This is a genomic window from Mesorhizobium montanum (assembly GCF_033977145.1).
Classification (GTDB): Bacteria; Pseudomonadota; Alphaproteobacteria; order Rhizobiales; family Rhizobiaceae; genus Mesorhizobium; species Mesorhizobium montanum.
This window is the reverse complement of record NZ_JAVIJF010000010.1, coordinates 67,936-77,818: the sequence shown is the minus strand read 5'-3', so window position 1 is coordinate 77,818 and position 9,883 is coordinate 67,936. Positions and strand designations below refer to the sequence as shown.

At 60.3% G+C, this 9,883-nt stretch carries 11 protein-coding genes, 1 tRNA gene and 1 pseudogene; 7 read left to right on the top strand and 6 right to left on the bottom strand.

The annotated features are described in order from the left end of the window. Nucleotides 1–198: 198 nt before the first annotated feature. Nucleotides 199–450: a helix-turn-helix transcriptional regulator gene (locus tag RFM68_RS15325; protein ID WP_320233816.1), complete on the bottom strand. Its 252-nt coding sequence runs from the start codon at nt 448–450 to the stop codon at nt 199–201. A 121-nt stretch (nt 451–571) separates the two neighbouring features. On the opposite strand from RFM68_RS15325, the gene RFM68_RS15320 reads away from it, so the two are divergent. From RFM68_RS15320 to RFM68_RS15310, 3 genes and pseudogenes are all read left to right on the top strand, one after another. Next, nucleotides 572–1,327: a hypothetical protein gene (locus RFM68_RS15320; RefSeq protein WP_320233815.1), complete on the top strand. Its 756-nt coding sequence runs from the start codon at nt 572–574 to the stop codon at nt 1,325–1,327. 120 nt (nt 1,328–1,447) lie between these two features. Further along, a complete protein-coding gene (locus RFM68_RS15315) occupies nt 1,448–1,690 on the top strand; it encodes a hypothetical protein (protein ID WP_320233814.1) in 243 nt (80 codons plus the stop codon). Continuing rightward, nucleotides 1,687–2,742, top strand: a pseudogene (locus tag RFM68_RS15310) (recombinase family protein); the annotation flags it as partial. The gene RFM68_RS15315 and the pseudogene RFM68_RS15310, both read left to right, overlap by 4 nt. A 111-nt stretch (nt 2,743–2,853) precedes the next feature. Here RFM68_RS15310 and RFM68_RS15305 read toward each other — a convergent pair. Continuing rightward, nucleotides 2,854–2,991, bottom strand: coding sequence for a hypothetical protein (locus RFM68_RS15305; RefSeq protein ID WP_320233813.1), 138 nt, complete (start codon nt 2,989–2,991; stop codon nt 2,854–2,856). A 334-nt stretch (nt 2,992–3,325) separates the two neighbouring features. Continuing rightward, nucleotides 3,326–3,402: transfer RNA gene (locus RFM68_RS15300), tRNA-Met, on the bottom strand. 254 nt (nt 3,403–3,656) lie between these two features. On the opposite strand from RFM68_RS15300, the gene RFM68_RS15295 reads away from it, so the two are divergent. Continuing rightward, nucleotides 3,657–4,622, top strand: coding sequence for a Gfo/Idh/MocA family protein (locus RFM68_RS15295; RefSeq protein ID WP_320233812.1), 966 nt, complete (start codon nt 3,657–3,659; stop codon nt 4,620–4,622). A 240-nt stretch (nt 4,623–4,862) separates the two neighbouring features. On the opposite strand, the gene mnmA is transcribed toward RFM68_RS15295, so the two are convergent. Then, the gene (gene mnmA / locus RFM68_RS15290) at nt 4,863–6,053 is read right to left on the bottom strand and encodes a tRNA 2-thiouridine(34) synthase MnmA (RefSeq protein WP_320233811.1); all 1,191 of its coding nucleotides are present in this window, start codon (nt 6,051–6,053) and stop codon (nt 4,863–4,865) included. A gap of 268 nt (nt 6,054–6,321) precedes the next feature. Here mnmA and sciP point away from each other — a divergent pair, with 268 nt between their 5' ends. Then, nucleotides 6,322–6,597, top strand: coding sequence for a CtrA inhibitor SciP (gene sciP / locus RFM68_RS15285; protein ID WP_006203587.1), 276 nt, complete (start codon nt 6,322–6,324; stop codon nt 6,595–6,597). Between the two features lie 169 nt (nt 6,598–6,766). On the opposite strand, the gene RFM68_RS15280 is transcribed toward sciP, so the two are convergent. Further along, on the bottom strand, nt 6,767–7,693 hold the full coding sequence (locus tag RFM68_RS15280) for an NADP-dependent oxidoreductase (RefSeq protein ID WP_320233810.1): 927 nt from the start codon (nt 7,691–7,693) through the stop codon (nt 6,767–6,769). A 90-nt stretch (nt 7,694–7,783) separates the two neighbouring features. Here RFM68_RS15280 and RFM68_RS15275 point away from each other — a divergent pair, with 90 nt between their 5' ends. Further along, complete coding sequence (locus tag RFM68_RS15275) at nt 7,784–8,185, top strand: winged helix-turn-helix transcriptional regulator (protein ID WP_320233809.1); 402 nt, start codon at nt 7,784–7,786, stop codon at nt 8,183–8,185. Nucleotides 8,186–8,263: 78 nt separating this feature from the next. Here the strand turns inward: RFM68_RS15275 and RFM68_RS15270 are convergent, their stop codons facing one another. Continuing rightward, a complete protein-coding gene (locus RFM68_RS15270) occupies nt 8,264–8,641 on the bottom strand; it encodes a flagellar export protein FliJ (RefSeq protein ID WP_027165054.1) in 378 nt (125 codons plus the stop codon). Between the two features lie 448 nt (nt 8,642–9,089). Between RFM68_RS15270 and ctrA the strand changes: the two genes are divergently transcribed. Continuing rightward, the gene (gene ctrA / locus RFM68_RS15265; protein WP_006203583.1) at nt 9,090–9,785 is read left to right on the top strand and encodes a response regulator transcription factor CtrA; all 696 of its coding nucleotides are present in this window, start codon (nt 9,090–9,092) and stop codon (nt 9,783–9,785) included. Nucleotides 9,786–9,883: the final 98 nt, after the last annotated feature.

The following is a 9,883-nucleotide window of genomic DNA, read 5'->3' as shown; positions in this document are numbered from 1 at the left end:
ACAGAGTTATTTGAGAGAACGGCGCTCTGTGGATAGCCTATTTGCGTATCAGGGTAGAGCAAAACAAAACTGCAACTACCGGCGCGGGTTCCAATTTGGACATGTCAGCCAATGTTAAGACTGAAAGTCAGAACTGCTTAGTCTCGATAAAATAGCTTTGGAGTGGCAGCGCAAGCACGCGGAGGTGACCCATCAGCGTCAGTTGCCGTCCAATCGGCGGGCAAGGCGGACGCCTGGCCCGCCTCCATTCTGAGCAATGAATTCGATCCCAGCTGTTTCCAGCGCGGCGGCTAAAGCGTCAAGGGTTGCCGGCCTAGGGGTCGTTTGAGAGCTCTCAATTCTGGCAAGCGTACGGACGGTCAGGCCCGATGCATTCGCCAAGTCCTCTCTCGTCCAATCAATCAAGGCCCGAGCCGCACGCAACTGCCGGGGCAATATGTCCTTTTTCATGACATTCTTCTTGTTAAAAGTCACAAAAAGTGACATAAACTGCGGTGACTACGCGGCCGCACAGGTGCTCGCTACACCCAGTGCGGCCTGACCACAACCAAGCTGTTATGGAGCTCGGATCATGGCTGATTCCGACATTACCACGACTTTGCCTGTCGTCACCCGCAGACGGGTGCTTGAGGGAGCGGCAATTGCAATAGTCGGATCAAGCCGACGTGCGGTAGCTCGCTACGATCAGGAAACGCCCCAACTCACCGATCCCGCTGTGGCTGTGTGGCGCAAATGGTGCGCAGCCCACAAGCAAACCGAACGACTGTGCCGCGAACAACAGCGTCTAGAGCGGAAACTCGTCGAAGCTGTAGGATTTCCTAGCGCGACTATCCAGCCATCTGAAGGTAAGAACGTGACGCTGCATTCTCTTCAGGCGCTTCGAATAGTGCTTGATCTTGCTCCAGAAGACGTGGCCATGCGGGCGAAGGCTGAAACCGATTTCGCGCATCATCAAGAACGCTGGGATGCCGTTGATAGTGAGATTGGCTATTCGGCAACCTTGAGGGCCGAACGCGAGGCTGCCGACCGAACGGAGGAATTGCTGGAGCTATTGTCTGAAACTCCCGCTGCTTCCCTTGCCGGGGTCGTAGCGAAGCTCGATGCTGTGCTGATGGAAGGCGAACCTTCTGAAGGCAGCAGTGAATTTCCGTGGCCGCAAATCCGTTCGGCTCTCGACGATCTGATGACCATCGGCAAGATTGTTGCCGAGCAGGCCTTTCCTGAAGAACAGCCGTCGCCTCTCCAAGAGCAGACTGGGGGTGGCTCTCCCGATACGCATAGTGCGAATGGGAGCGGCGTGAAAAGCCGGCCGACGCCCTTCAGATGATTCCCTTGGTCTATGTAGCAGTGCGACAACCTTTGTCGTCCAATCTGGTTAAGTTGGCAACCCACCGATTTTTACGCTGTAGCGTCCCGATTGCACGATCGATGGAGCGCGCCTCTTTCCTTGCCGCGCGTCGTAGCCATGCTCGGCTTCGTGAAGTCGGCACAAGACAAATGCGATGGTCCGTCTCTCCGCGAAATCGTCCCAGCGGTAGCGCTGGAGGAGCTTCGCAAAGCCATGCTTGAGTTTGTCGAATCGCTTGCCATCGCTGATGCTAGGCGCGATCATCTCGTCTCTATCGATTCTTCAATTGACCGAAGTACCGTGATTGATTCAGATCACGTCCAGAAGGCTCCCAAGATATGACGCGAGCCGCTATCTACGCTCGTTTTTCGACCGAGCTCCAAAACGAAAAGTCCACGGAAGATCAAATTGCCCTTTGCCGCGCTTATGCAGTTCGCCACGGTCTAAATGTCGTTGCGGTCTATGAGGATCGGGCGCGGTCCGGAGCGTCGTTATTCGGTCGCGACGGACTCCTGACCTTGATGGAGGCGGCAGGCCAAAAAACGTTTGATACGGTAGTCGTAGAAGCGCTTGACCGGCTGTCACGCGACATGGCGGATCTCGCGGGTCTTCACAAACGTCTGTCTTTTCTCGGTATCGAAATCCAGGCGGTTCATGATGGCATCGCCGATGCGGTCCTTATCGGTATTCGTGGACTGGTCGGTCAAATGCAGAGGGAGGATGGCGCCAAGAAGGTGCGGAGGGGCATGGCTGGAGTCGTCCGTGACGGACGTCATGCCGGAGGCCGGGCCTATGGCTATCGACCAGTCTTGGGCCGCCCTGGCGAACTGGAAGTCGTCAAAGAGGAGGCAGAAGTTGTCCGGCGCATTTTTGACGCCTATTCGGCCGGTCGAACCCCACGAGACCTAGCTGGTGATCTCAACCGCGATGGGATACTGCCACCGCGAGGAACACGATGGAACGGCTCCACCATCAACGGAAATGCACAACGCGGGGTGGGATTGCTCTTGAATGAGCTCTACGTCGGTCGGATCATCTGGAATAAGGTCCGGATGGTGAAGGACCCCGATACTGGAAAGCGCGTCTCCAGGCCAAATCCGAAGGACCAGTGGCAGACGAAAGAAGTTCCGCATCTTCGCATTATCGACGACGACGTTTGGCAAAAGGCACATGCACTCAAAGTCGCGAGGGTGAATGCATCCTCTCATATCAAGCGTCGCCCGGCGCACCTGTTATCCGGTCTACTTCGCTGCGGCGTTTGCGGATCGGGCATGTCGGTTCACGATCGTGATAAGACTGGCAAAACACGTATCAGGTGCTCGGCAGTTCGTGAAAGCGGGAGTTGTTCCAATCGACGCATTATTTACCTCCCCGAGATCGAGAGGGCGGTCCTCGATGGCATGCGCGAGCAGTTGAAAGCGCCAGACCTGATCGAGGCATACATCCGCAAATACAACCAAGAACGCCAAGCGTTGGCGACCCAGGCGAATTCGATGCGCTCAGCGCTAGAAGGCAAGCGCGATCGGGTAGAAGGCGAACTTCAGCGCACGATCGACCTTGTGATCAGGGGCGTAATTGCTGAAGAGGATGCCAAGCGGCGGATCGCAGAATTCAAGACGCAGCTTTCTCTTATCGAGGCACAACGCTGTAGTCTCGATGAGCCACCATCAACCGTGGCTCTCCACCCAGCCACCTTGCAGCGGTATACGAAAACCGTCGAGGGTCTTTCAACCGCGTTGGCCGACCACGCGACTGCTCCGGATGACCGTGGCCCACTCATCCAAAACTTCCGGGCGCTTGTTCACAGTGTTACGGTGCACCCAAAACCTGCACGCGAAGGCTTCGAAATCGAGGTCAGAGGCAAGCTTGCCGCCCTAATTGGCGGAGCCGCATTCCCTACGGGGCGATACACTGGAAAGCCCGCGCCATTAGGCAGCCGCTATGGTGCGGCCGTTGGGCACGATAGTGGGTTTGAAGTGGTAGCGGGAGAGGGACTTGAACCCCCGACCCCAGGATTATGATTCCCGTGCTCTAACCAACTGAGCTACCCCGCCAGGGTGGCAAATGGCTCGAAAAAACCGTCCTCAATGGATGGGTATCTCAAGGCGTTCGCCGAGGTCGCGCGGATATAAGGTTGGGAGGGTGAGCCTGTCAAGCTTGGAAGCGGCCGACATGCCGGCATAATCTGGCCGGCATAATTCTCATCCCAGAAAAGCTTTGCCGGGCAGGCACTCGGCTTGCGTCCCGGGGTTGAGTTCGGCGGGGCACGTCGCTATGTCTCGGCCATGAAATTCTAGAGTTTGAGCGAATGAAGCCGCGCATCGCCGTCCTCGGTTGCGGATACTGGGGCAGCAACCATATCCGCACCCTCAAGGCGCTTGGCGCGCTCCACGCCGTTTCCGACGCCAACCGCGCCCGCGCGGAAGGTTTCGCCAGCGAGCAGGACTGCCTGGCGATCGAGCCGGACAAGCTGTTCGAGCGAACCGATATCGACGCCATCGTCATGGCGCTGCCGCCGCAGTTCCATGCCGACACCGCAGTGCGCGCGGTCGAAAGCGGCAAGGACGTGCTGGTGGAAAAGCCGATCGCGCTGACGGTCGCGGACGCCGAGCGCGCGGTCAAGGCGGCGAAAGACAATGGCCGCGTCTTCATGGTCGGCCATGTGCTGCGCTTCCACCCGGCTTTCGAGACATTGAAGGCGCTGATCGACAATGGCGAGCTCGGCGAGGTGCGCTACATCCATTCGCACCGGCTCGGCCTCGGCAAGTTCCATACCGAAAACGATGCACTCTGGGATCTGGCGCCGCACGACCTATCGATGATTCTGGCCATTACCGGCACCGAGCCGATCGAAGTCAGAGGCGAGGGCGCCGCGCTGCTCGACAATCTCAGCGACTTCGCGCATCTGCATATGCGTTTCCCGAACGGGCTGCGCAGCCATCTCTTCGCGTCGCGCCTCAATCCCTATCGAGAGCGGCGGCTGACGGTCGTCGGCACCAAGGCGATGGCGGTGTTCGACGACGTCGAGCCCTGGGAGCGCAAGCTTGCCGTCTACCGCCACGCGGTCTGGCAGGACAGCGGCCAGTGGGCGTTCACGGCCAACGAGCCGTCCTACGTGCCGGTCGGCGAGGGCATGCCGCTGACGCGCGAGCTTGCCCATTTCATGCAATGCATCGAGACGCGCGCCGAGCCGCGCACCGACGGCGAGGAAGCGATCCGGGTGCTGCGCATCCTGACCGCCGGTACGGTGATCCATGCCGGCTCATCGGCGTAGGGTGTGTCGATATTCAGGTGATGCCGGCCTGCAAATGGTGGCTTCCTGCGCTTCCGGCCTTCGCCGGCCGAAGCCACTCTCGAGTGGCGCAGCAGCTAATTCAGGCTACGGCCGGCGTAGGCCGGTGCTCACGTACCTAAAAGTACGCTCCGCTCCGGTTCTCGGAACCCACCATTTTCGGCTCGGCCTGACCTGAATCTCAACACACCCTCAAGCGCGATCCGCCGTAAGGCCTGACACTTACTCGGCAGGGATTTGCGCCGGCCGCGCGGCGAGCCTGGACAGCATGGCCTCGGCCTCGGCGCCGCGCTCTGAGCGCTCGATGAAGCCGCCGCCGAAGACACGCGCCTCGTTGCCGTCGTCGCAATAGAGCACGCAGGCCTGTCCGGGCGCGATGCCCGACTCGCCGTCGGCCAGTTCGACCGAAGTCACGCCGTTGCAGTGATGCAGCACGGCGGGGCGCGGCGGCCTGGTCGAGCGGACCTTGGCGAACAGCTCGATCCCGCCGGCCGGAACCTCCGACAGCGGTCTGTCGCCGAGCCAGTTCATGTTGCGCAGATAGATCTTGTGCGTCTCCAGCGCCTCGCGCGGGCCGACGATGACGCGCGCCCGGTCGGCGTCGAGATGGACGACATAGAGCGGCTCGCCGGAGGCGATGCCGATGCCGCGGCGCTGGCCGATCGTGTAGCGCAAAATACCTTCATGGCGGCCGAGCACGCGGCCGTCGATATGGACGATGTCACCGGGATTGGCGGCCGCTGGCTTCAGCTTGGCGATGATGTCGGAATATTTGCCCTGCGGCACGAAGCAGATGTCCTGGCTGTCCTGCTTGGCGGCGACGGTCAGCCCCATGTCCTCGGCAATAGCGCGCACCTGCGGCTTCGGCAGGCCGCCGAGCGGGAAGCGCAGGTAATCGATCTGCGCCTGCGTGGTGGCGAACAGGAAATAGCTCTGGTCGCGGTCAGCGTCGACCGGCCGGTAGAGCGCGCGATGCGCGCCATTGGCGCGCGAACGGATGTAGTGGCCGGTGGCCAAAGCGTCGGCGCCGAGATCCTGGGCGGTCGCAAGCAGGTCGGCGAATTTCACTGTCTGGTTGCAGGAAACGCAAGGAATTGGCGTCTCGCCGGCGACATAGCTTTCGGCGAAAGGATCGATCACCGCCTTGCGGAAGCGCTCCTCGTAATCGAGCACGTAATGGGGGATGCCGAGCGTCTCCGAGACGCGGCGGGCATCGTCGATATCCTGTCCGGCGCAGCAGGAGCCGGCGCGGTGGGTGGCCGCGCCGTGGTCGTAAAGCTGCAGCGTCACGCCGACGACGTCATAGCCTTCGCGCTTCAGGATGCCGGCAACCACCGACGAATCGACGCCGCCCGACATCGCGACGACGACGCGGGTTTCTTCAGGGTGGCCGGGAAGATCGAGGCTGTTCATGGTGCTTTCACTGTGCGGCGCTCAATGCCAATGGCCGGAATATAGGTCAAGCGCCACGCGTGCGCCAGCTTGCGGCCCAAGACTTGCGGCCCAAGACGGGTTTATCGGCAAAATCAGGGCCTGGAGGCCGATGTTTCGAATCCTATACGAAATCCTAACCGGGCGTTCACGATCCTTACCTAGTGGTTAGGGTTAGCTTAGGCAATTTTTAAAGCTGTGGCGGTAGTGTGGCGGGGATTGGGTCTTTGAGTTTTTAGTAGAGAGTACGATGACCGATCTGGTTAGACCTAGAGTCAAGTATGTTATCGGGCCCGACGGCAGCCCTCTTACAATCGCCGATCTGCCGCCGACGAACACGCGGCGCTGGGTTATCCGGCGCAAGGCAGAGGTGGTCGCGGCGGTGCGCGGCGGCCTGCTCAGCCTTGAGGAAGCCTGCCAGCGCTACAAGCTCACCACCGAAGAATTTCTCTCCTGGCAGGCATCGATCGACGAGTACGGTCTTGCCGGGCTGCGCACCACGCGGATCCAGCAATACCGGCATTAAAGCGCGTCGCATCGAAACGGATTCATGCGACGCGCTTTAAGGCTTTGTTTGATGCATGTCGTTGTCGCAAAACCGAGGTCACTTTTGCGCGACATGCATTAAGGCTGGACAGCCGTAAAACGAAAAAGGGGCGCGGTGTTCCGCGCCCTTTTCGTGTTCTGCAAAGGCCTCAGACCGTCAGCACGATTTTGCCGATCGGCCGCGTGGCGAGGAAAGCGTGGGCAGCCCCGGCCTGGTCGAGCGGAAACGCTTGCGCCACATGGACCGCGAGCTTCCCGGCATCGACAAGCTTGGCAAGCTCGACAAGGCCTTCCCGGTCGGGCGTGACCGACATCCGCTCGACACGGATGTTTCGTTCCTTGGCCCTTGCCTTGACCGCGTCGGGGACATTGAGCAGCGACACCAGGACGCCGCCGTCGCGCAGCACCTTCAGCGATTCCCCGGCATGGTCGCCGCCGACGGTTTCCAATACGAGGTCGAGATCGGCAGTCTTTCCAGTGAAATCGCCCTTGGTATAGTCGATGACCTCGTCGGCGCCGAGCGAGCGGACATAATCCTTTTTGTCGGGGCTGACGGTCGAGACCACCCAGGCGCCGCGTGCCTTCGCGATTTGCACGGCCAGATGACCGACGCCGCCCGCACCCGCATGGATCAGCGCGCGTTGTCCCGCTTGCAGGCCGCCATGGCGGACGAGGGCCTGCCAGGCCGTCAGGCCGGCCAGCGGCAACGCCGCGGCATGCGCATGGTCGATCGCGGCGGGCTTCGCGGCGATCTCGTCCGCCGGCGCCGCGGCAAGTTCGGCATAGGCTCCAGCCTGTTTGGGGAAGCGCGGCATGCCGAACACGTCGTCACCGACTTTGAAGGCGGTCACGCCGGAACCGAGCGCCGCGACCGTCCCGGAAATGTCCCAGCCGAGAATGAAGGGCGGCTCGCCGAGCAGCGGGTAGAGACCGCCGCGCACCGCGCCGTCGACCGGGTTGATGCCCGCCGCCTTGACGCGGATGAGCACTTCACCGGGTTTGGGCGAGGGGTCGGGCTGCTCGGCCACGAAAAGGACGTCGGGTCCGCCGACGGAGTTCTGGATAACGGCACGCATGGTAGCCTCCTGTTGGATCGGTGTGCCGTTATCATTTGGATAGTAATGTCCCATTGTCTAGTATGTACCTTTCCTATATATAGGCACCTCATGGATAGTGAAGACAGTTCCCCGCTCGGTTACGACGCCTTCCGGCGGACATGCCCGTCGCACACGGTGCTCGAGATGCTGGCCAGCAAGTGGGTTTATCTCACCGTTTGCGCGCTGCGGCGCGGTCGGCTGCGCAATGGCGAACTGGCGCGCAAGCTCGAAGGCATCACACCCAAAATGCTGACGCAGACGCTGCGTGTGCTGGAGCGCGACGGCCTTGTCAGGCGCGAGGTGTTTGCGGTCATCCCGCCGCGCGTGGAGTATGAATTGACGGAGCTTGGCCGGAATCTGGCTGGGCTGCTCAGCCAGATCCGATCATGGGCGGAAGAGCATACGCCGGAAATCAAGGATGCCCGGGCCCGGGCATCGGCTGATCACGGCGAGATGGCAGCTGCGTCCTGACGTCGGCGGCGAGGCCGATTCTCGGCCGCTCCGATGATGCCCGCGTGTCTCCGGTAATGACTGCCAATATGCCGGTGGTCAGCCGATCATGGCGCTGCGGCCGCCTGTTTCGGTCTCGCGGATCTTGGTGTCCCGCGATTCCAGCATCTCCGCCTTGGAAAGCTCCGCTTCAGCTTCGCCGAGTAATGATTCGGCGGTGCTTCGCTGCTGGGCGAGGTCGCTTTGTGAATTCCTGAGGTTGTCGCGGCGCAAACGAGCCGCCTTGGCGAAGGTCGGATAGGCGAAATGGTTGATGTCGGTGATGCCGGCTTTTTTCTCTTCGGCGATGATCTGCGCTTCCAGCTCGACGGCCATGCGCTCGAACTCGGCGATCATCATGTCCAGCTGCAAGAGTTGCCGCCGCTTCTCATTCACCTGAAACTGCTTCAGCCGAACGAGGTTTTCACGTGACTTCATGACTCGATACTCCGCAAACGCACACCTGCATATCGTCCAACCCGCCTGGAACGACCCAAGCGCTGCCCGTTTCCCCCGACTTTCCCCGGGCTATGGAAAACAAAGCCCTAAAGATTTTTGCCGGCGGTAACCATTCGTTTACGGGCATTGTTAATCATACGGGCGAGGACTTAAGGCCGGGTAAAAATTCCGGCTGCGGCGGGAAGCCCGGGCCTGCGAGTCTCTGGAGTCACTTAGGCTGACTTATTAATGTGGTGCATTGGCGATTTTGGTCTGTGATTCATTATTAGATTCAAGTGGGTGTAGAAAGGGGTTAAAAAATCTGATATCGTGGACGACACGAAATTAGGATTTGTTAACCAGTCGGTGGCACCTTCTGTTCAGGCAATCACTGCTCCGGGTCCCGGACGGGTCGTGACACGGCCCGGCAGCAGAAAAGGGGAATGAAATGCGTGTTCTGCTGATTGAAGATGACAGTGCAACCGCACAAAGCATCGAACTGATGCTGAAATCGGAAAGCTTCAACGTCTACACGACCGATCTCGGCGAAGAAGGCGTCGACCTCGGCAAGCTCTACGATTACGACATCATCCTTCTGGACCTCAATCTCCCCGATATGTCGGGCTATGAGGTCCTGCGCACGCTGCGCCTCTCCAAGGTCAAGACGCCGATCCTGATCCTCTCCGGCATGGCCGGCATCGAGGATAAGGTGCGCGGCCTCGGCTTCGGCGCCGACGATTATATGACCAAGCCCTTCCACAAGGACGAACTGGTGGCGCGCATCCATGCCATCGTGCGTCGTTCCAAGGGCCATGCCCAGTCGGTCATCACCACCGGCGACCTGGTGGTCAATCTCGACGCCAAGACGGTCGAGGTCGGTGGCCAGCGCGTGCACCTGACTGGCAAGGAATACCAGATGCTGGAGCTGCTCTCGCTACGCAAGGGCACGACGCTCACCAAGGAAATGTTCCTCAACCACCTCTATGGCGGCATGGACGAGCCGGAACTGAAGATCATCGACGTCTTCATCTGCAAGCTGCGCAAGAAGCTCGACGCGGCGTCCGGCGGACAGAATTACATCGAGACGGTGTGGGGCCGCGGCTATGTGTTGCGCGAACCGGAAGACATCCGCGTCAGCGCGTAAGCGAGCCAACGATTTCAAACAAAAACCCGGCTCAGGCCGGGTTTTTTGCTTAAAGCGCGTCGCGATGAAACGGATTCAGGCGACGCGCTTCAAGTCTT

Excerpts from the sequence above, each read along its gene's own strand:
- RFM68_RS15325 (WP_320233816.1), bottom strand. The coding sequence starts at position 450 with ATGAAAAAGGACATATTGCCCCGGCAGTTGCGTGCGGCTCGGGCCTTG.
- RFM68_RS15320 (WP_320233815.1), top strand. The coding sequence starts at position 572 with ATGGCTGATTCCGACATTACCACGACTTTGCCTGTCGTCACCCGCAGA.
- RFM68_RS15295 (WP_320233812.1), top strand. The coding sequence starts at position 3,657 with ATGAAGCCGCGCATCGCCGTCCTCGGTTGCGGATACTGGGGCAGCAAC.
- mnmA (WP_320233811.1), bottom strand. The coding sequence starts at position 6,053 with ATGAACAGCCTCGATCTTCCCGGCCACCCTGAAGAAACCCGCGTCGTC.
- sciP (WP_006203587.1), top strand. The coding sequence starts at position 6,322 with ATGACCGATCTGGTTAGACCTAGAGTCAAGTATGTTATCGGGCCCGAC.
- RFM68_RS15280 (WP_320233810.1), bottom strand. The coding sequence starts at position 7,693 with ATGCGTGCCGTTATCCAGAACTCCGTCGGCGGACCCGACGTCCTTTTC.
- RFM68_RS15275 (WP_320233809.1), top strand. The coding sequence starts at position 7,784 with ATGGATAGTGAAGACAGTTCCCCGCTCGGTTACGACGCCTTCCGGCGG.
- RFM68_RS15270 (WP_027165054.1), bottom strand. The coding sequence starts at position 8,641 with ATGAAGTCACGTGAAAACCTCGTTCGGCTGAAGCAGTTTCAGGTGAAT.
- ctrA (WP_006203583.1), top strand. The coding sequence starts at position 9,090 with ATGCGTGTTCTGCTGATTGAAGATGACAGTGCAACCGCACAAAGCATC.